This is a genomic window from Bradyrhizobium sp. LTSP857 (assembly GCF_000938285.1).
Taxonomy (GTDB): Bacteria; Pseudomonadota; Alphaproteobacteria; order Rhizobiales; family Xanthobacteraceae; genus Bradyrhizobium.
This window is the reverse complement of sequence record NZ_JYMS01000048.1, coordinates 66,403-86,852: the sequence shown is the minus strand read 5'-3', so window position 1 is coordinate 86,852 and position 20,450 is coordinate 66,403. Positions and strand designations below refer to the sequence as shown.

General features: G+C 61.7%; 19 protein-coding genes and 2 pseudogenes. 13 read left to right on the top strand and 8 right to left on the bottom strand.

Features of this window, described 5'->3' with window-relative positions:
* Nucleotides 1-43 precede the first annotated feature (43 nt).
* The 4 genes from UP06_RS32950 to pgm form a co-directional block, all read right to left on the bottom strand.
* Nucleotides 44-1,024 carry a PDR/VanB family oxidoreductase gene (locus UP06_RS32950; protein WP_045007876.1) on the bottom strand — a complete coding sequence of 327 codons (981 nt, stop codon included), beginning with the start codon at nt 1,022-1,024 and terminating at the stop codon, nt 44-46.
* An 11-nt stretch (nt 1,025-1,035) separates the two neighbouring features.
* Nucleotides 1,036-1,788 carry a GntR family transcriptional regulator gene (locus UP06_RS32945; RefSeq protein ID WP_008139252.1) on the bottom strand — a complete coding sequence of 251 codons (753 nt, stop codon included), beginning with the start codon at nt 1,786-1,788 and terminating at the stop codon, nt 1,036-1,038.
* A 4-nt stretch (nt 1,789-1,792) separates the two neighbouring features.
* A complete protein-coding gene (locus UP06_RS32940) occupies nt 1,793-2,842 on the bottom strand; it encodes an aromatic ring-hydroxylating dioxygenase subunit alpha (protein ID WP_045007875.1) in 1,050 nt (349 codons plus the stop codon).
* A 295-nt stretch (nt 2,843-3,137) separates the two neighbouring features.
* A complete protein-coding gene (gene pgm / locus UP06_RS32935) occupies nt 3,138-4,784 on the bottom strand; it encodes a phosphoglucomutase (alpha-D-glucose-1,6-bisphosphate-dependent) (RefSeq protein ID WP_045007874.1) in 1,647 nt (548 codons plus the stop codon).
* Between the two features lie 147 nt (nt 4,785-4,931).
* Between pgm and UP06_RS32930 the strand changes: the two genes are divergently transcribed.
* Entirely contained in the window at nt 4,932-6,074 is a 1,143-nt protein-coding gene (locus UP06_RS32930; protein WP_045007873.1) for an alpha/beta hydrolase family protein, read from the top strand.
* Nucleotides 6,075-6,134: 60 nt separating this feature from the next.
* The gene (locus UP06_RS32925) at nt 6,135-6,953 is read left to right on the top strand and encodes a lytic transglycosylase domain-containing protein (protein ID WP_045007872.1); all 819 of its coding nucleotides are present in this window, start codon (nt 6,135-6,137) and stop codon (nt 6,951-6,953) included.
* Nucleotides 6,954-7,165: 212 nt separating this feature from the next.
* On the opposite strand, the gene UP06_RS32920 is transcribed toward UP06_RS32925, so the two are convergent.
* On the bottom strand, nt 7,166-7,981 hold the full coding sequence (locus UP06_RS32920) for a response regulator transcription factor (RefSeq protein WP_045007871.1): 816 nt from the start codon (nt 7,979-7,981) through the stop codon (nt 7,166-7,168).
* 308 nt (nt 7,982-8,289) lie between these two features.
* Here UP06_RS32920 and UP06_RS32915 point away from each other — a divergent pair, with 308 nt between their 5' ends.
* On the top strand, nt 8,290-9,444 hold the full coding sequence (locus UP06_RS32915) for an acyltransferase family protein (RefSeq protein ID WP_045007870.1): 1,155 nt from the start codon (nt 8,290-8,292) through the stop codon (nt 9,442-9,444).
* 6 nt (nt 9,445-9,450) lie between these two features.
* Here UP06_RS32915 and UP06_RS32910 read toward each other — a convergent pair whose 3' ends face one another.
* Nucleotides 9,451-10,347: an aldose 1-epimerase family protein gene (locus UP06_RS32910; RefSeq protein ID WP_045007869.1), complete on the bottom strand. Its 897-nt coding sequence runs from the start codon at nt 10,345-10,347 to the stop codon at nt 9,451-9,453.
* 879 nt (nt 10,348-11,226) lie between these two features.
* Here UP06_RS32910 and UP06_RS42290 point away from each other — a divergent pair.
* From UP06_RS42290 to UP06_RS41220, 9 genes and pseudogenes are all read left to right on the top strand, one after another.
* Nucleotides 11,227-11,517 (top strand): annotated as a pseudogene (locus UP06_RS42290) (ParB/Srx family N-terminal domain-containing protein); the annotation flags it as partial.
* Nucleotides 11,518-12,510 (top strand): DNA-methyltransferase, encoded by a 993-nt coding sequence (locus tag UP06_RS32900; RefSeq protein WP_245305613.1) that lies wholly within the window; start codon nt 11,518-11,520, stop codon nt 12,508-12,510.
* Nucleotides 12,507-13,145 (top strand): DUF5681 domain-containing protein, encoded by a 639-nt coding sequence (locus UP06_RS32895; protein WP_045007866.1) that lies wholly within the window; start codon nt 12,507-12,509, stop codon nt 13,143-13,145. Before UP06_RS32900 ends, UP06_RS32895 begins: the two co-directional genes overlap by 4 nt.
* Nucleotides 13,132-13,683: a DUF5681 domain-containing protein gene (locus UP06_RS32890; protein WP_045007865.1), complete on the top strand. Its 552-nt coding sequence runs from the start codon at nt 13,132-13,134 to the stop codon at nt 13,681-13,683. The genes UP06_RS32895 and UP06_RS32890 overlap by 14 nt, the downstream gene beginning before the upstream one ends.
* A 232-nt stretch (nt 13,684-13,915) precedes the next feature.
* Entirely contained in the window at nt 13,916-14,731 is an 816-nt protein-coding gene (locus tag UP06_RS32885; protein WP_245305612.1) for a YqaJ viral recombinase family protein, read from the top strand.
* Entirely contained in the window at nt 14,715-15,893 is a 1,179-nt protein-coding gene (locus tag UP06_RS32880) for an ERF family protein (RefSeq protein WP_045007863.1), read from the top strand. The genes UP06_RS32885 and UP06_RS32880 overlap by 17 nt, the downstream gene beginning before the upstream one ends.
* A 521-nt stretch (nt 15,894-16,414) precedes the next feature.
* Nucleotides 16,415-16,594: pseudogene (locus UP06_RS40380) on the top strand (DUF968 domain-containing protein); the annotation flags it as partial.
* A gap of 521 nt (nt 16,595-17,115) precedes the next feature.
* On the top strand, nt 17,116-17,646 hold the full coding sequence (locus tag UP06_RS32870; RefSeq protein WP_063778878.1) for a transglutaminase-like cysteine peptidase: 531 nt from the start codon (nt 17,116-17,118) through the stop codon (nt 17,644-17,646).
* 35 nt (nt 17,647-17,681) lie between these two features.
* Nucleotides 17,682-17,837 carry a hypothetical protein gene (locus UP06_RS41220; protein WP_156163395.1) on the top strand — a complete coding sequence of 52 codons (156 nt, stop codon included), beginning with the start codon at nt 17,682-17,684 and terminating at the stop codon, nt 17,835-17,837.
* A gap of 55 nt (nt 17,838-17,892) precedes the next feature.
* On the opposite strand, the gene UP06_RS32865 is transcribed toward UP06_RS41220, so the two are convergent.
* Together UP06_RS32865 and UP06_RS41215 are read right to left on the bottom strand one after the other, a co-directional pair.
* A complete protein-coding gene (locus UP06_RS32865) occupies nt 17,893-18,213 on the bottom strand; it encodes a hypothetical protein (RefSeq protein ID WP_045007861.1) in 321 nt (106 codons plus the stop codon).
* A 256-nt stretch (nt 18,214-18,469) separates the two neighbouring features.
* Entirely contained in the window at nt 18,470-19,012 is a 543-nt protein-coding gene (locus tag UP06_RS41215; protein WP_156163394.1) for a hypothetical protein, read from the bottom strand.
* 513 nt (nt 19,013-19,525) lie between these two features.
* Between UP06_RS41215 and UP06_RS32855 the strand changes: the two genes are divergently transcribed.
* On the top strand, nt 19,526-20,446 hold the full coding sequence (locus tag UP06_RS32855) for a hypothetical protein (protein WP_156163393.1): 921 nt from the start codon (nt 19,526-19,528) through the stop codon (nt 20,444-20,446).
* Nucleotides 20,447-20,450 lie beyond the last annotated feature (4 nt).

The window sequence follows — 20,450 nt, the reverse complement described above, 5'->3', positions numbered from 1 at the left end:
CGGCGCCGTCCATTCCGCCCAAATCGATCCCGCCGCAGCCGCCTCAGATCGCATCCGCGCGGAGCAGCGTGTCCACCGTGATGGTGCCGCGGGCGCGGGAGACGCAGGCGCAGATCTTCTGGTTGCTTTGCTTCTGATGGTCGCTGAAGAAGACGTCGCGATGATCGATCTCGCCGTCGACCGCGACCACGTCGATGGCGCAGAGGCCGCATTCGCCGCGCTTGCAGTCGTACATCACATCGTGGCCGGCGGCGTTGAGCACATCCAGCATCGAGCGTTCGCGCGGGATCTCGAGCTCGGTATTGGTGCCCTTCAGCCGCACGCGAAACGTCTCAGTCGGCAGCGTACCGCTGGAACCAAAGGTCTCGTAGCGGAGATCGGGAAGCGGATGTCCGGCTCCGATCCAGGCGTGGCGCGCGGCATCGAGCATCCGCATCGGGCCGCAGAACAGTGCGAGCGCATTTTGCGGAAGTGAGGCGAACACCGCGTCGAGATCGAGCCGCCTGCCTTCGTCGCTGGCATGAACCACCAGGCGATCGCCGAGCAGCTTTGCAAGATCGTCGAGATAAGCCGCATCACCGCGCCCGCGCACGGCATAGTGCAGCGTGACGTCCACCCCGCGGCGCGCCAGCGCCTGCGCGGCGCCGAGGATCGGGGTGATGCCGATGCCGCCGGCGATCAGGCAATAATTTGCGCGCGCCCAGTCGACCGCGAGCAGTGACGACGGCCGCGTGATGTCGAGCCGGGCACCCGGCGCGAGCTGCCACATGTAGCGCGAGCCGCCGCGGGAATCCTCGGCGCGGCGCACCGCGATCCTTAAACCCCGCGACGAGGCCTCGCCGACCAGCGAATAGGATCGCGTCTCCGGCAGGCCATCGATCGTCACGCTGACATTGATGTGGCTGCCGACCGGATAGGCGGCGCCGTCAAACTGATCCGGCAGAATCAGGAATTCGCGGATGCCAGGCGCGAGGTCGCGGGTCGAGACGAGCGTGGCCGGCGTCCATGTTTCGATGAAGCGCATGGTGACTGCCCTCAATCGGTTGCGGTCTTGATCAGCGCGAGCGCCGGCAAGAGGTCGAGATGGGTCCGATTGCGCAACGCGAGCCGCAGGTTGCGCACGGCGAGCCGCGCATGCTCGCGCATCACGGCTTCGGCGCGCGCGCCTTCGCGGTTCTCGATCGCGTCGATGACGACGCGGTGGTGCTCCTGACCGATGATCAGGATCTGCTGCGCCTCGGGCAGCGCCGATTGCGCCATCACGAAGCCGCTTGGCGAGGCAAACGGCAGCGCCGAGGCGCGGTCGATCTGCCGGATCAAGGGCGGGCTGCGCGACAATTCGGTGAGCAGCGCATGGAAGCGCGCGTTCAGCGTGACATAGGACGAGAAGGCATCGACCGAGATCGGCACCTGCCGCAGCAGCTCGTCGATCGCGGCGAGGCATTCCTTCAGCGGCTCGAGCTCGCGCGCGGAGACGCCGCGCTCGGCGGCGAAGCGCGCGGCGAGGCCTTCCAGCGTGCCGCGGAGCTCAATGGAATCGGAGATGTCGCGCTCGGAAAACGCCTTCACCATGAAGCCGCCGGAGGGGATCGCCTCCAGCAGGCCCTCCTCCTCCAGCCGCACCAGTGCCATGCGCACCGGGGTGCGCGAGGCGCCCGTCGTCTCCACCGCCTGAAGCTCGGAGATACGCTCGCCCGGCCGTAACGATCCCGACAGGATCTGGTCGCGCAAGGCGAGCTGCGCCTTCACCGTCTGCGAGACGGAGCGGTCGACCTCGCGCTCGGCCATGTCCTTACTCCGCGGCCTGAAGGTGCTGCGGCGGGTTTTCCTTCGCGACCATCCTGTCGATCAGCTTGCGCGTCCACATCGCGCCGGCATCGATGTTGAGGTTGTAGAAGATGCGATCGGGGTTCTCGTCCATCGCGCGCTGCTGCGCTTCGAGGATCAGCTCGTCCTCGTGGAAGATGCCGGAGACACCGTCGCGGATTTCAGAGGTGATGCGCTGCTCGCCGATCTGGTAGTTGCGGACGAAGGCCCAGAAATAATGGCAGGTCTTGTCGGTCTCGGGCGTGATGGTGTTGAGCACGAAGCCGTTGACGCCCTGCGAGCGGTCGCCTTCGGGCGCGCCGGTGCCGGTCGGCGCCACGCCGACGTCGATGGCGATGGTGCAGGGAGCCTCGAAGCGGATGATCTGCCAGCGGTCGACGAGGCCGGACTTGCCGAGTTGCTTGGCCCAGAACGGCGGCGCCTCGATGCCGCGCATCCAGCGCGTCACCGTCACCGTCTTCTCGCCATGGGTGACGTCGAACGGCGCTTCCGCCACTGCGTCGTTGCCGATGGATGAGCCGTGCACAAAAGTCTCGTGGGTGAGGTCCATGAGGTTGTCGAGCACGAGGCGGTAGTCGCAATTGACGCGGATGGTCTTGCCGTCGCCGGCCCAGGCCGGATCGTGGTTCCAGTGCATGTCGGGCACGAGCGCGGGATCGGCCAGCGCGGGATCGCCCATCCAGAGCCAGATGTAGCGGTGACGCTCGACCACGGGATAGGCGCGAACGCAGGCCGACGGATTGATGGTCTCCTGCGAGGGCATGAAGGTGCAGCGGCCCTGCGCGTTGTATTTCAGGCCGTGATAGCCGCAGACGACGGTGTCGCCTTCGAGCCGGCCCTTGGACAGCGGCACCAGGCGGTGCCAGCAGGCGTCCTCCAGCGCGGTCACGGAGCCATCGGCCTTGCGGTACATCACGACGTGCTTGCCGCAGATCGTCCGCGGCAGCAGCGCCGGCTTCACGTCCGAGTCCCAGGCAGCGGCATACCAGGCGTTCATGGGGAAGGGTTTGGTCATCGGGCGATCTCCCACGGCTTATGAATACGTTATGTATACAATAACGGAGGGGTGGAATCGTTCAAGCGCAATAGTGCCGTATTATAATACCTAAATGCAGAAGTATGTATACAGGATTAACTCCATTGTCATTCCCCGCGAAAGCGGGGAATCCAGTACTCCGCGGCAGACATTGGGTTCACACAACTTCCGCCGCGGCGTACTGGATCGCCCGCCTGCGCGGGCGACGACACCGTTTGGTACGGCAAGGCCTTCCATTGGTCGGGCAGGCGACACGGCGTTTCGGCCTGGCGCCTTACGCCCCGAACACCTTCTTCAGCCCCGCCTGGGCTTCTTCCTGGATCCGCTTCAGGTGCTCGGTGCTGCGGAAACTCTCCGCGTAGATCTTGTAGACGTCCTCCGTGCCGGACGGCCGCGCGGCGAACCAGCCGAAATCGGTCTCGACCTTGATGCCGCCGAAGGGCTGGCCGTTGCCGGGCGCTTTGCTGAGCGTCGCGCGGACGGGATCGCCGGCGAGGTCCTTCAAGCCAAGCTGCTCTGGCGTGACGGACTTCAGGATGTTCTTCTGCGGCACGGTCGCGGCGACATCGATCCGTGCGTAATGGGGCACACCGAGCTCGGCGGTCAGATCGCCAAAGAGCTGGCTCGGATCGCGGCCGGTCTTGGCCATGATCTCGGCTGCGAGCAGGCCCAGGATGATGCCGTCCTTGTCGGTGGTCCACACCGTGCCGTCGCGGCGCAGGAACGAGGCCCCTGCACTCTCCTCGCCGCCGAAGCCGAAGCTGCCGCCGACGAGACCGTCGACAAACCATTTGAAGCCGACCGGTGTCTCGACCAGCTTGCGGCCGAGCTTCTTGGCGACACGGTCGATGATCGAGCTCGATACCACGGTCTTGCCGATCGCGGCGTCCTTGCCCCAGTTCGGGCGGTGCGCGAACAGATAGGAAATCGCGGTCGCGAGATAATGGTTCGGGTTCATCAATCCGTTGGTGCGCGTCACGATGCCATGGCGGTCGGCGTCGGTGTCGTTGGCGAAGGCAACGTCGAAACGATCGCGCATCGCGATCAGGCTCGCCATGGCGTAGGGCGAGGAGCAGTCCATGCGTATCTTGCCGTCCCAGTCCACCGTCATGAAGCGGAAGGTCGGATCAATCGCCTCGTTCACCACCGTGGCCTTCAGGCCATAGCGCTCGATGATCGGATGCCAGTAATGCACGGCAGCGCCGCCAAGCGGATCGATGCCGATATTGATGCCGGCGGATTTGACCAGGTCGAGATCGACGACATTGCCGAGATCGGCAACGTAGGGCGTGATGAAGTCGTAGGCGTGGACGTTCGCGGATTTCTTCGCCTTCGCATAGTCCATGCGCGCGACGCCCTTGAGGCCGTCGGCGAGATAGGCGTTGGCACGCTTCTCGACCACGCCGGTGACATCGGTGTCGGCCGGCCCGCCATGCGGCGGATTGTATTTGTAGCCGCCATCCTCCGGCGGATTGTGCGAGGGCGTGACGACGACACCATCAGCGAGCCCGCTGGTGCGGCCTTTGTTATAAGTCAGGATCGCGTGCGAGATCACCGGCGTCGGCGTGTAGCCGCCGTCCTTGTCGATCATGAGTTCGACGCCGTTGGCCGCGAACACCTCGACGGCGCTGGCGAGCGCGGGCTCGGCCAGCGCATGGGTGTCGATGCCGATGAAGAGCGGGCCGGTCAGCCCCTTTTCTTTTCTGTAATCACAAATGGCCTGCGTGGTCGCGAGGATGTGACCTTCGTTGAAAGAGTTCTTCAGCGAGGTGCCGCGATGGCCGGAGGTGCCGAACGCCACCCGCTGCGCCGGGTCCGTCGCATCCGGCTTGTTGGCGAAATAGGCCGTCACGAGCCGCGGAATGTTGGCGAGCACGTCCGGCGAGGCCACTTTGCCCGCCGCGGGATTGACATCAGCCACTGGAAATACCCTCGTCCTGTCGTACAGAGATTGCGGGACACCATAGCATCGGCCCGGCCCCCGCCAAGGGCACAACACGCGCGGTGGGCGGCCGTTCCGGAGATCGTGCTATGGTGTTTTTTTGATCAGGTCATTTCGAGTCGGGTCATGGCGCTGTTTCACAGGCTTCTGTTTGTTCTGATCGCCTGGCTGGCAATGGCCTTGGCCGCGCCCCATGCGCGCGCCGCCGAATTCTACACCGAGGATCTCCGCATCCCGATGGCGGAGGCCGGGCCGCAGGGGCTGGAGGCGTTCCTGGTTCGCCCGGCCGGGACGAAACGCTATCCGCTCGCGCTGCTCAGCCACGGCTCGCCGCGCGACTACGATGATCGCGCGACCATGTCAGCGCACAAATATTACGGCATCGCGCTCGAATATGCCCGGCGCGGCTTTGCCGCGCTGATCGTGATGCGGCGCGGCTACGGCACCTCGCCCGGCGGCCGCGTCGACAGCGTCGGCGGCTGCGCCAATGCCGCCTATTTGCCGGCAGCCGCGGTCGCTGTCGCCGACTTGCGCGCCGCGATCGACGCGATGGCACGCAGGGCCGACGTCACGACGACAGGCATGATCGCGGCCGGGCATTCCGCCGGGGGCCTCGCCACCGTCGCGCTGACGGCGCAGGCGCCACCCGGTCTCGTTGCCGCGATCAGCTTTGCCGGCGGCCGCGGCTCGCGCGACGATGACGACGTCTGCAATCCGGATGGGCTGGTGCAGGCCTTCGCCTCCTTCGGCAAGACCTCGCGGGTGCCGATGCTGTGGGTCTATGCCACCAACGATCTGTTCTTCAGCCCCGATCTGGCGCGCCGGCTCTATGACGGATTTCGCACCAGTGGCGGCAACGCGAAATTCATCGCGGCGCCGCCTTATGGCGACGACGGCCACTATCTCTATTCGGTGGAGGGCCGTCCGCAATGGACGCCGTTCGTCGACGCGTTCCTGCGTGAGCGCGGGCTCGGCCACGACATCCTGAGCCCGCCCGATCCGCTGCCGCCGCCCAGCGGGTTCAACGACGCCGCGCGCGCCGAGTTCTCCCGCTTTCTCGCCAGCACCATGCCGCACAAGGCCTTTGCGGTGTCGCCCAACGGCGGTTACGGCTGGCGTTCGGGGCGCACCACGACGGATGACGCGCAACGCGATTCGCTCGCGGCCTGCATGAAATGGTCGCCCACCTGCACGCTCTATGCGGTCGATGACCGGCTCGCCGGGGCTGCGCAGAAGACGTCCACGGACCAGAGCTCGCGCGCACGATAGCGATGCCGTCATCGCCCATGGCAAATCGGTTGTTAACTCGGACGATATAAGACGTTCCCTATGCTGCGGAACCCGGCACATCCACATCACCACGCGACGTGGCGACACGTGGCGATGGCTGTGCTTTTGATGGCCTCGACATGCGCCTATGCGCAAGACGACGCGGTGAATGACGCGGACACCAATTCGGCCATTGGCCGCGACGGCGCAGACCTCGGCGCCGGTGAGACGCCGACCTCCCGGGCCTCGATCCGAAAGATCATCGAACGCGAAACCGCCAAGACCAACCTGCCTGCCGACATCGCGGAGGCCGTCGTCTTCGTCGAGAGCGGATACAATTCGGCTGTCGTCGGCAGCGTTGGCGAAGTCGGCCTGATGCAGGTGCGGCCCGAGACCGCGGCGATGCTCGGCTTCCGCGGCAACAAGGCAGAGCTCGCAGAGCCGGACATCAACATCCATTACGGGGTGATTTATCTCAGCCGCGCCTGGCGTCTCGCCGGCGGGGACCTGTGTCGCGCGCTGATGAAATACCGGGCGGGTCACGGCGAGGAGACGATGACCCCGCGTTCACAGGTCTATTGCAATCGCGCCCGCAACCGCCTTGTCGCCATGAACTCGGCCGCGCTGGGAACCCAGGTTGCGGCCGTCCCGGATGTAGCGCCGGCGCCAACGCCGGTCGCACCGGCGCCAAGAGTGGCGGCGGCGACGCCAAAATCAGCGCGCGATCCAAAGATGCTGGCACGGCCGAAGGACGTCTATGCGCGCTACCGTCAAGGCACGGCCGCAGCAAGCCGCGCCTATTGGGCAGCCCAGGAAGCCCGCGTCAGCCTGATCAAGGCGCGCATCGAAGCCAAATGGAAGCGCGTCGCCTCGCGCTGAACCCTTGACGAGCCTGGCACTGTTGATGGACAAATGCGGACGCTCGTTTTCCGGGCAACCGTGCCGATTAGACGATCAGTTTTTTTGCGTAACCCCGAATTGAGACCATGCACAACAGTTTGAGAGTTTTGTTCGCGATCTTCGCAACCGCGGCCGTGGCGACGTCCACCTTCATCGCCATCCGCCTCGTCGTCGGCTTCAGCGGCTGAACCCTAGAGCCGTTCGCTGAGCGCGAGCTTATAGCCGACACCGGTGACGGTGGCGATCACGGGCGTGCCGCTGCCGACGAGCTTGCGGCGCAGCCGCGCCACCAACGCATCGACGGTGCGGATGTCGACCTCGGCCTGGCGGTTGCTGACGACCTCGATCAGATAGTCGCGGCTGAGCGGCCGTCCGTCGGCGCCGACGAGCGCGGCGAGCAGGTCGAATTCGGCGCGCGTCAGCGCCACGGGCTTGCCGTCGCTGCCGAGCAGCTCGCGCCGAGTCAGGTCGATGATCCAGTCGCCGAAGGCGATCGAATTATGGTTGCGCGCCGCCTTGCGATCGATCGAGCGCCGCCGCAGCACGCTGCGCGCACGTGCGAGCAGGTCGCGCAGATTGATCGGCTTGGTGACGTAATGGTCGCCGGCGATCTCGAGCCCGAGGATGCGATCGACGTCGGTATCGCGGCGGGTCACGAAGATGATGCCAGCGTTGCTGGTGGCCTGGATCTCCTTGGCGAGCTCAAAACCGTCGCCGTCGGGCAACTGCACGTCGAGGAAGACGAGATCGGCACGCCCGCGCAACGCCTGGCGGCACTCCGCGCAGGAGCCGGCACCGACCACGTCAAAATTGTTCTCGCTGAAGTAACCGACCAGCATCGTCCGCGTCACCGGATCGTCCTCGACGACGACCAGCCGCTCGCGGCCGACCGGACGCAATTCCTGAAGTGCGGAATCAGCCACGATGTTGGATGTCCTGTGTGCGTTTGAGCCGACCTGAAAATCCAGGTCGCCGCGCGATGCGCTGTCCTGTGAACGTACATTCACGGCTTATTCGAGCCCCCGAAATTGCCTGCCGGAATACTAGGCTTGTTGTGCTGCCCAAACAATATTGGTCATGGTATTGAAGTATTAAGTATGAATTGGCCCACACTTCTCACTGCGCGCATCGTTGCGCAGGACCTTGCTCGCACGAACAGCCTGATCCGCCGCGACACTGACAATCCCGCTCATTCGGTTCCGGATTCAACCGCCGGTTAAGGTAAAGAAAGGCTTCCGCTTCGGTTTGGCCGGCCGCGCCTCTATGCTTTACCATCGCAAGCGCGAGAGAAACGCGAGACCACGGAGCAGGCGTGATGCAGGGGCAGGCCCGGTTGGCTGCCGGTCGGACCGATCAGGGCGCAACGCCGCTCAGTCGTTCGCACACGCTCGATTTCCTGCGCGGCCTCGCCATTGCCGGCGTGATGGCGATTCATGTCTCGCAGTCGTTTCCGTCGAACATCCACGCCGTCGATTTCACGTTCGTCTGCGGCTGGGTCGGCGTCAACGTGTTCTACTTCGTCAGCGCTATGACGATGTGCCTGATGTGGACGCAGCGCACGTCGGAAACCAACCCCACCCGCAAATTCTACATCCGCCGTTTCCTGCGCATCGCGCCGCTGTTCTGGCTCGCGATCCCGCTCTACCTCGTCATCAACGGCACCGGACCCAGCACCAACGCGCCTGATGGCATCGGGCCGCTCCAGGTGATCTTGACTGCGACGTTCCTGCACGGCTTCTGGCCGGACAGCGTCAACAGCGTGGTGCCGGGCGACTGGTCGATCGCAGCGGAAATGACTTTCTATCTCGTCTTCCCGTTCGTGATCACGGCATTCGGATCGCGCCGCCATCTCTATCTCGCGCTGGCGATCGTGCTGCATCTCGTCAATGTCTGCCTGTTCAAGCCGTGGGCCTTCGCGCTGTTCTCGGCCTATTTCGGGCCCGGCCACGAAGCCTTCGTCTGGAACGCGCTGCACATGAGCTTCCTGAACCAGCTGCCGATCTTCCTGGTCGGCTGCGCGCTGTTCTTCGCGCTGCGCGACGGCTTTGCGAAGTCGGACGCCGCGATCTTCTTGGGCTTCATCGCGCTGTCCTTTGTCGCCGACCGCGCGACCGGATCGCACGAGTTCAACTATCTCGTGATCAACCTCGTGCTCGGCGCACTCGTGTTCTGGTGCATCCGCTTTGCGATCAGCTGGCGGCCGCTCGAGGCGCTCGGCCGCAGCTCCTATTCGATGTACCTGTCGCACTTCGCGGTGATCTTTGGCCTGCGCCAGGTCTGGCCGCTGGCGGACGGACTGATCTCGCTGCTGCTCGCTTATGTCGTCACCGCGGCGCTGAGCTATCTCGTCGCGCGTGCGACCTGGCAGCTGATCGAACGGCGCACGCAGGATCTGGCGCACCGCATGACTTCGTCGGCAACGAAGGCTGCCCGCGCGGAGCCCGTCACCGCCGCACGCGTCGGCGCGTGAACCGACTCAGGACGATCCGATCTCGATCCGGTATGATAGCTCTTCGTCCGCGCCGGCTGCGATGTGCATCAGGCCCGGCTTGTCAGTGAATTCGCCGTCGAAGTCTTTGGGGCTGGCATAGCCGCGCCAGGGCTCGATGCAGAGGAACGGCGCGCCCGTCGGTTTTGACCAGACGCCGAGCTCACGAAAGCCGCGCCATGACATTCTGAGCCAAGGCCCGCTGAGCCAAGGCCCGGCGCCCTGCCCGGCCGCATAGCGGACCGCATGGCTGTTGATGCGATCGAAAATCACGGCGTCGACGGTGAACAGGGATTCCGACAGAGCAAGCACAGTGCCGCGCACGGGGCTCGGATCCGTCGCCGCGAGCAGCAGTCCGCCGTCGACACGGCGAACCGGAGATGACTCTTCGTTCGTGAATGTCAGCGCGTAATCCTCTTTGGACATGCCGGGCTGAAGCGGCCAGTTGAAGGCGGGATGGCCTCCGAGCGACGCCGGCAATGTCTCCCCGCCGGTGTTGACGATCTTCAGCGTCACATCGAGTCCGGCCGCATCCAGTGTGTAGGTCACAGCCAGCCGGAACGCGAACGGATAGAGCGCGCGGCTCGCTTCGCTGTCCTCGAGCACCAGCGTGCAGCTGTTGTCGCTGCGTTCCGCCCAGGCAAAACGGCTGTCCCGCGCAAAGCCGTGCTGGGTCATCCGGTAGGTTTTGCCCTGGTGCCGCATTTCGTCATTGACGAGGCGCCCGACGATCGGAAACAGCAACGGCGCATGGCGCGGCCAGGCCGGGCCTGCCTGCCAGATGAATTCGACGCCGGCATTCTTCAGCGAGCAGAGCTCGGCGCCTTGCGCCTTGATGGTCGCGGTGAGCCCGCCGAAACGGATGCAGTGAATGTCGTCACCCATACTGCAAACTCGTGATCTCGCCGCACGTGCGCCTCGGCGCAATATGCGCCCAAAAGGCTCTCATTGTCAGCACGATAGACGACCTTTACCGCACGGCGGACGACGATTCTCGCTCAGGGCTTCGAGGTAGGCTTCGGTGGTGTCTCCCACGGCCGCTTGCCATCGCCGTCGCGATCCCAGGCTCGCGCGGTAGGACCGCTCTTCGTATCTTCGGCTTCCTTGGCGCGGGCAGCCTTGATCTGATCATGGGATGAGAGTTCAGGCGCGGCTGGTGCCGGAGCTGCAAACTGCGCAGCTGAGGCGGGCGCCAAGAGCATGATCGCAATGATCGCGAGATATGTTTTCATCCTCGTCCGTAGCACATCCAAGGCTGGACGTCCGAAATAACAGGGAATTCGGCGAATATTATAGGCACAGAACAGGGCTTGCTCAATTTATGACAGCTGATCGATCAGATTTAGGACATGTTCCCCGCGGCTTGCGCGTAGTGGGCGTGGCTTTCGGCAGTTTCCTGTTCATGCCGATAACAGGCTGAGAACAGGCGATTATCCGGACAACATCTCACATCGCTGTGACCAAGAACCACCCGCAAACGATCGAAGCCGTTCATCTGCATTGGTGTAAGCGGAGTGAGGGCAAGGGCGTTGGCGAGTTCGCCATACCGCTTGTCTTTTTTAGTCTCATCGGCGCGGCAATGATCGCGTGAATTGGCGCCATAGGTTGGATCAGCTGGCGTGTCGTCGCATGGATGATCTCCTGAGGCCCTCGCACACCTGATACTGCAGCGACGATGTCAACGCGGAAGGGGGGGCCCGTCGCTCCAAAAATCGAGAATGCGGTTTCAGTTTTCTTAACTCTGCGCGCGCACCGTAAAGCGCAATGAGTACATCAGTCTCTTTTGTTGCACCTTCGCAACTCACCATCGTCTATCGCTCGCCGAGCGCTCTCGTTCCTGATCCGCGCAATGCGCGGACGCATCCGAAGCGTCAGCTCGAGCAGCTCAAGACATCCATCAACGCGTTCGGGTTCACCAATCCGATACTGGTCGATCCCGACGGGAATATCATCGCCGGCCATGGGCGACTCCAGGCGGCAAAGGCTTTGGGTCTTGCCCAAGTGCCGACCATCGTCCTGTCGGGATTGTCGGAAGCCCAGAAGCGCGCGCTCCGATTGGCCGACAACAAGATCGCGCTCAACGCAGGATGGGACCTGGAAATTCTTCAACAGGAGCTGGGCGAGCTCGCCTCGATCGATCTTGACATCGACGCCACCCTGACCGGATTTTCGACCGGCGAAATCGACGTGATCCTTTCTAGATCCGCCGCCGATCCCGATGATGATGTCATTCCGGCCACCCCTAAAACGCCAAAGACAAGGCTTGGCGAGATCTGGATTCTCGGGGAGCATCGGATCGGGTGCGGGGATAGCCGCGATGCGGCTTTCCTCGCGCGCGTCATCGGCAACGACGCTCGGATTGATGCAGCCTTTCTGGATCCTCCCTACAACGTCAAAATCGAAGGCAACGCCAGTCCAACGGGCCGTCACGGTGAATTCGCCATGGCCTCGGGCGAGATGAGCGACGACCAGTTCCGGGCGTTTCTCAAGGGCACGCTTGGTGCTGCTGCGAACGTCTCGCGCGATGGCGCGGTCCACTTCATTTGCATGGACTGGCGGCATATGGACGACGTTACAGCGGTCGGTGCTAACATCTATGGCAATCTCCTCAACCTCTGCATCTGGAACAAATGCAATGCCGGGATGGGATCACTCTATCGCTCCAAGTATGAGCTGATTTTTGTCTACCGGGTGGGATCGGCCTCTCATCTCAACATGGTCGAGCTCGGCAAGCACGGGCGCAACCGGACCAATGTCTGGGACTATGCATCGGCCAATTCGATGCGGGGCGGCCGACGCGAAGACCTTGCGTTGCATCCAACCGTCAAGCCGGTTGGACTTGTTGCGGATGCGATCAAGGACGTCACCAAACACGGCGATCTGGTGCTCGATCTCTTTCTGGGCTCAGGCACGACGTTGCTCGCGGCAGAGCGCACCGGGCGGCGTTTTCGCGGGATCGAAATCGATCCCAAATATGTCGATGTCGCAGTCGAGCGCTGGTCGGCCCAAACCGGCCTTAAGCCGCGTCTTGAGGGAGCAGATTCGTGAACAACCAGCCCAGCACCCAACCCAACAATGAGCTTCAAAGCCCGAAAAAGCGCCGCCGATCGCCGAACGCAGGCTCTTTTCGAAAGGGCCAGAGCGGCAACCGGAGGGGACGGCCGCCCGGGTCCGGCAAGCAGGCGGAGGACCCTTATCGAGTGTTGCTCAACAAGACCGTTACCACGACCATCCGCGGCAAGATCAGCGAGATGCCGATCGAGGAGGCCATCCAGCATCGAACGTTCAAGGACGCCCTTGCGGGCAAACCCAGGGCCATCCGCCAGGTGTTGGAGTGGATCAAGGAACGCGAGGCTTGGCTCAAGCAACACAGGCCCACGGCGCTATCTCAACAAACGCCTATGCGCGAGTCCTCGCCGGATCCGGATAATGCTGATCAGGCTCTTATGTTTCTCGGCATCGCGAGGATAGACCGTTACCGGGCCAAGTGGGGGCTTGAGCGAACCCCGCTTATTATCGAGCCGTGGGCGGTCGAACTTGCGCTCAGCCGGAACCGGAACGGCGCAGATTTCTCTCAGCGCGATTGGGACCACGTCAAACTGTGCACGCGAGATTTTGAGGTACTGATGTCCGCGGCATCACATTCTCGGAGAGATACCGGAGACATTGATGAGCAGCCTTGAGCACCAGGGCGCGGTTGGCTATGGACGACCTCCGGTCGGATCGCGCTTCGTGAAAGGCCGAAGCGGCAATCCCGCCGGCCGCCCACCGGCGCGCCATCTGCAGCTTCCTTACGAGTCGGTGCTGGGTCAGACATTTACGATCCTCGACAACGGTGTCGAACGCCAAGCCACAGCAATTGAAGTTTTTTTGTTGAAGGTCGCAAAGCGAGGCCTCGATGGCGATACCGGCGCCTCACGCACGATGCTGACGCTTTTGAAACAAGTTCGAGAGCAGCAACAAGCCAGCGAGCAGCTAACCATCGTGCTCGTCGCAGTTGCACCCGGCAGCGTCACGGGCGGCCTCGAAATCCTGCGCATTGCAACGAAGCTCGATCCATATCGCGAGACCGCGCGGATGGTGATTGAACCGTGGGCGGCCGAAGCCGCTCTGGAACGCCTACCGCAGCCGCTCACGCCCGCGCAACAGCGTACCGTCGTGGATGCCACGCGTACGCCAAAGCGGGTACGGTGGCCGGAATGGTGGAGCGAGTACCCTTGAGCATCTTCCGGTCAGAAGCCGCCCAAAAGAGCAAGAATCTTGCTCCAAAAACGACTGGCATCGGACGGCAATCGGAGCGTTACTGATTCTGCCGGGCGGATACGGCATCGGATCTCACCCCCGCGAATGCGGGGCTTAAGGCAGTGCGGCGGACCAGCCGCGCAAGCTTAAGCAGGAGATACCGTTGAGTACCGTTCAGATTGACGCGGCATCCGCGTCGCGCCTCAAGGCCATCAGGTTCAACACGATCGACCGCCGTCACTTCATCGGCGGGTCGGACGCGCGCATTATCATGGGAGACGATGAGGATCGCCTCGTTCGGCTCTGGCGCGAAAAGCGCGGCGAAGTCGAGCCGGAAGACCTCAGCGACAACCTGATTGTCCAGCTCGGGACCATCACCGAGGTGCTCAATCGCGCCTGGTATCAGCGTTCGACGGGCACCACTGTGAAGGATATCCAGAAGCGCGTCCGCCATCCCATTCACAAATGGATGGGCGCGACGCTCGACGGCGTGGTCGAACAGACCGGAGCGGTGTTCGAAGCCAAGTTTATGCTGCCTTGGGCCTTCACGGAAGAAGCCGCAGCTGACAAGCATATGGCCCAACTTCAGCACAACATGTGGGTCACGGCGTCCCGCAGCTCCGTTCTGTCCATCATTACGGGCGGCGGCAAATGGGTCGAGATCAAGATCCATGCCGACCCGCTCTATCAGCATCTTCTACTCACGGCCGAGAAGAAGTTCTGGCGCTGCGTCCAGAACGGCGAGCGCCCAATCCTGTTCAACATCGAAACCCCGCGCCCGCGGCTGGAGGCCGTCAAGGTCGTCGACATGGCCTCATCAAACGTATGGGCCGATTTTGCCGCCTGCTACCTCCGCACCAAGGAAGCCCATGGCGAACATGAGGTCGCCAAGGCCGAGCTCAAGAAGCTCATGCCGGAGGACGCCAGGGAAGCGAGCGGGCACGGCATTAAGGCCAAACGCTCGAAGTCTGGCGCGATCAGCTTTGACGCTCTCGCGGGGGAGATCACCGATGCATCAATCCAGTGAGCGTATCGGGACGATCGCGGCGGCTCTGGCCAAAGCTCAGGCTGAGCTTTCCAATCCCGAAAAGACCCTAACGGCGGTCATCCGGTCCCCCTTCCCGCGAGAGGACGATCGGACCTTCCGCTACGCGTCCCTGGCCTCCGGCCTGGACATCGTCCGAAAAACTCTGAGTCAGCAAGAGATCGCAACCATCCAGACCACCCGAACCGACCGGGGCACGGGACAGATCCACCTCACCACCCTGCTCGCCCACTCCTCAGGGGAATGGATCTCGTCCGACCTGCCGGTCTGCTCTGGCAAGGAAATCGAAGCGCCGCACCGGATGGGGGCGGCGCTCACCTACGCGCGCCGCTACGCCCTGTTTGCCCTGGTCGGAATCGCAGGCGAGGACGATATGGATGCTCCCGACGTGATCGCCGGGCCACCAGCCTCGCCGGAGCCACCTCCCGCGTCAGTCTCGAAAGCAAAACCGCCCAAGGGCGTCTTAGACCGGCCGCCGGTTCTAGGGGCTCAGGACTCAGCAGCCCTCCGCGAGCGACTTCTGGCACAACTCGCCAACGCCGACGATCTCCTCGCGTGGGCCAAGACCAACCTGCCGCTCAAGAACACGCTCCAGGAGATCGATGCCCGATCAATCGAGGCAGCTTACCAGGAAAGGATTGAGCTAGCCCCTCAACCCACCCTCAGCCCAGAAGAGGAGAAACCCGCCCAGGTGCCCATCCAAGCCTTTGCTGCCCCCACCGAAACCAGACTGGCTGCTTCCGAGGTCGACAAAGTTCATCCCGCCAAAACGGCAATCGAAGGCGGCCTCGCCATCCCGAAGGAACCGCTTCGCAAGAGAAACAAGGCCCACCTCGCTTTTGTCCGCGAACATCCCTGCCTCGTCTGCAAGAAATCTCCGACGGACGCGCATCACCTCAAGTTCTCCCAACCCACAACCTTAGGCCGCAAGGTGAGCGATGAATTCACCGTGCCTCTATGCCGCTCACACCACGAGGCTTTGCACAAGAACGGCGACGAAAGAGCGTGGTGGGCGAACATGCAGATATCGCCTTTGTCGGTCGCCAGGGACCTATGGACGGCAAGTACAGGGACAGACGCGCGCTCCAACGTCCCGGCATTGGATCGCAAGCGGCCCCAACAGTTCGGAACGGAGGCGCAGTAGCCATGAACGACCCGTCAAGATCGCAACAAACCGCAGGCCCAGATCACCCGTTGCCCGTCATGACCAGCAGGGGCCCCGAACTTAACCCTCGGTGGCACGATCACCGGCGGGATGGCAAACGGCGGGGCGAGCCATTTTTCGGGCACGGTGCCGTTCGATTTCTTGCCGAACTGATTGTCTCCGTCGGAGCGCTTGGGCTCTTGCTTATCGTCTTGCTGCTAACCGCTAGCGTGAAAGAGAAAGCCTCTCGCCTGATATATGGCGGATCTCAGCGCTCACAAGCTCTGGAGCCCGGCGAATCGAGGGTGATCGACGGATACAAGATCAAGCGTATTGACTAGCGGTCGCGCCGCGGGTGTTCAAGAGGCCCGACTAAAAGAGGGGAGCCGCTGACATGTTTACCCAAGAGTAGTCATCGGCTCCCGCCTACCCGAGTCAAATCGGCCAGACGCCCCTTCGATCCAGAATACCGGGCGATCGGTATTCACGGCAGCCGCTGATCGCGCCCCGAACATCAACAGGTCGGTCTCGCCCTTCCGAAAGATGCTCCACGAAAGCACAGCAAGATACACTTAGCCTTCGTTCGGAGCCAAGCTTGTCTCGTTTGCAAGAAAAGCCCGGCTGATGCTCACCATCTGAAATTTGCGCAACCACAAGCACTTGGGCGGAAGGTCAGGGACGAATTCATTGTTCCGCTTTGCCTCATACGGCTTTGATCAACACGCCATCAGCAGTGAGGTCTATGTTCAAGCAAGCGAAGTCTTCTCCCTCTTCGAAGCGCTCTGAACGGGGCTCAGTTTCGACGGCTCCTATTGCTGAAGGAGCTCAATGGCTTCCGGCGAACGGACGCCAACGGCACGCCAAATCGGCGACGACAGTCGGTTGTAGGGCGAGCGGAATTGGCACATGTTTCTGAGGCTTACGCGTGGTCGGGCGTGCGGCAGTTTCCTGCTGATGCCGATAACAAGCTGAGAACAGGAGCCAACAAGAATGAGCGATCAATGTCGATACCTGCGACCGTTGCGCATCTAAGTGGAGCTGACCGAACGCATGGCACAGGCGTTTTAGGCGTCAATCCGTGGCGGGCATAGCAACTCCTCCGATCGTAGTTTCTTGGAAGCAAGGGCGTCTTCGCCCGTGATGAATTCGGCTCCGCCGCAGCCAAACGTTCGACTCAATCAAGTCTTACCTTCACTTGCTTGCTTCAATGCGAGCAGCAGGCATGCGAAAGCTTATCTTACGAGCAATTCTGCCAATATTCTTTGTGCAGCCCTGCATCCCTCCTGTGCACGCAGAGTTCACTCTGCCGCCGTTCCAATACACGGCCTTCTGCGCCAAATACCCCTCCGATTGCAAATCGCAACCGCCCAGCGGCATGGGACTGGAACTGCGCAAGATCCAACTCGTGAACACAGCCGTGAACGCGCAAATTACGCCAAGCGAACGAACGCGGGATACATGGGAACTCTATCCGCGTGAGGGAGACTGTGGCGACTATGCAGTTTCGAAGCGACACCTGCTTTTGTCTTTAGGCGGCAAATCCTCGCAGCTACTTCTTGCCGAGGTGCTCAATCGAAAGAGTGGTGAACACCACCTCATCCTGATTGTCCTTTACGAAGGAGGCGCCTTCGCCCTGGACAATCTCTACGAATACGTGCTGCCCCTCGACGAAGCAGTTAGACAGTACCAGTTGCTCAGGGTAGCCTCACCCGACAATCCGAACATTTGGCGCACATCCCTACCCCTACCCTAGATATGGCAACATCAAATTATACATCGGCTGACAGAATGAACCGCGACATCAAAGAGATGTTGGTGGGCTCGACCGCCATCCTCCTGTTCGGCGCAGCAATTATTCGTTGGCCGTCGTTTGGCCTGTTCGTCGACCGATATGTCTTTTCTAATCTCAGGGTCGCCTGGCATTTCGTGCTGAGTTTCTTCTAGCCGGTAAGACCATTCCCGGTCAGAAAACTGATTCGACGCGCGAGGCCTCCCGGTGCTAAAATGAAATCCTTTGCAATGCACAAAGGATTTCAACGATGCGTACCTTATTGATCTCCGCCGCCATCTGCTTCGCGTTTTCATCCACCTGCGCGCGAGCAGGCGATAACTGCATGCTCGCAACATCCGACGAAGCTATGCGGGAATGCTTCGATCGGACGTTCTCTACGACGCAGAAGCAAGAGCCTGCGGCTACGGCGCAGAAAGCCAAGACCGCGCCGAAGCTCGCATCGCCACCCAAGACGCAAAGCCTAACGGACGGAACATCGAGATAGCGCTCCCGGGCCAGGCGTTGGTGACCTGAGGTTACCGCGACCATGGGCAGTCCCGGTGTCCGCTCCCCCCTGAACGACCGACCCGGCGCCTTGAAGGGAGTGGACGGAGGGCGCTAGACAACCGTCCGGCGGACCGTTATCCCGGGACCTAAGGGGAGACGAACGGCATGAGGGGCGCTTGGATATTGATTTTCGTCTCAGTCTCTTGTGCAATCTATACTGGATTGGCGGTTTCTGAGAGCTATTCGTCTGGCCTTCCGTTGTGGAAGTGCCTGACCTCTTACAAGTGCAATCGAGCCCTTAGCCGCGCGCGTCGCGCTCCGGATGGGCCTGAACCACCCCTGCGAAACCAAGGTTGATCGCGGTCAACATGTCACTTCGATACTCGCGCATTTGCTCGCGAACCCAAGCAGCATGCACCCTCCGGACCACTACAGGAACCCTCTCTATTTTGAGAAGACTGGCCATTGCCAACCGATGATTTCCCTCGCCTTCCTGTTTATGAAACTCGCCATTTCGGTCGACTGCGACGTTGATCTCCTCGCCTAGGGGGACGCCGAGCTCCTTCTGTGTCTTAAATCCGCGACATCGCATGTCCCGATGGAGGATGTTCAACTTGTTAAAGTAGAACACGATCTCATCGGTGGTCTTACAGCCTCGGGTGATCCAGCCATCTTGGAAAGAACCGGCTGATATAGCGTCGCGCATAATCCCGAACTGCTCGCAAGTGTCGAATGGCAGCATGTCCCGATAAATGTGCGTCACTGCCGTGCAAGACGAATTTATTGCCAGGAAATCGCGCATCGGGATCCTACCGACGATATCCCAGTCGCCATCGGCCACGAACGTCGCCGGCCGATCCGGTCTTCTATCGTAGCCCCACTTTATGCGATTGAGCGGGATCCAGTAGACATTCCGCCTAAACCCAAGCGGAATGAACCGTCTCTGCCATTCAAAGCCGAAACTCCTACCGGCATGATATGACGCCGTCTGTCTTATCGTTGAAGCCAGTTCGGTCGCTCGCCTTACAGACAAACGCAGGTCGCTGGCCAATTGGCGAAAGGGTGGCTTGCCCCTCCAATCGCCCAGCGACGACAGCGGACCAAGCTCAAAGTCATGTATCGACGGCACAACCATAGGCTATACTGTCGATCCCATGCCCATTGCGTCAATTCGCGAACCTGTATTGCCGACCAACCATGCACAAATATTGACTGTGCGATGCACACTCCCTGAAGCCGCCCCTGAGAGAGCGCCGCTCGATCCGGCCGCTGCCCTGAAGGGGGCGGACCCTCGTCTTGCATCGTTTTAGCTTTGCGATCGTTCGATCTGCATTTTTTGGAAAGCGACTCACCCATGGTGGAGAAATTCTTTTCTGGCAACATCGAGCTTAGCGACGATAAAGGTCGTGTGAGCGTCGCGAGCAGTGAGAACGCGATGTACGGTGCTCCCCAACAAAATAGACCCCCGCCGATTATGCCAGCGCGCGTTTATCCCCCCGCCTGCCGCTGCATTTATTGCGGCTCTGAGCGCTACTCGACGGGCAAAACGCGGGTTCGTGGGACCGAGCACATCGTGGCAAACGGATTGAATGGTACGTGGCTATTGCCGGAAGCTAGCTGCCAGCGGTGCGAACGGATTACCTGCAAAGACGAGGCGAAGGTGCTGCGAGGCTTTATGCACGGCATTCGGCTCAAGGGTCGATTCAAAACGAATTCAGGTTGGCCTGACGAATTGCCGCTCTTCTTGTCCGATGGAAGGAAGGTCAAGGTCCACATCGACGATTATCTCTACAACCTGATGCTGTTGGATTTTGAGGCGCCATCAATTCTGACTGGAGCGGAAGAAGGCACGGCGGTCCGCAACGTTTTGATGAGTGTCCATGAATTCGATTGGGAGAAGCTCGCAGCCAAATACGGCATCTTCGGCAACCCAATCACGCCTCGCGTCGACCAAGAGGCATTCAACCGGGTTCTCGCTAAAATCGCTCATGCGTACACAGTTGCCGAGCTTGGGCTGGACAATTTCGAAGCCGTACTTCCATCAAGAATCCTGGATCGGACCGATGCTCTGCGACGCTATGTTGGTGGCGGTGCAGAGTACCCGCCGCCCGCCTCCGACAATCTGCACGAGGTGGAGATCGAACCGAGAAGTCCTGATCACGACTGGATCATCGTGAGAATCCGACTGCTCGCCTACTATGCTACACCGATCTATCGCGTCGTTTCGGGGCGTTGGCTCGATCAAACCGAGGCGCCAACGAATAGCGAGGGTTGATTGG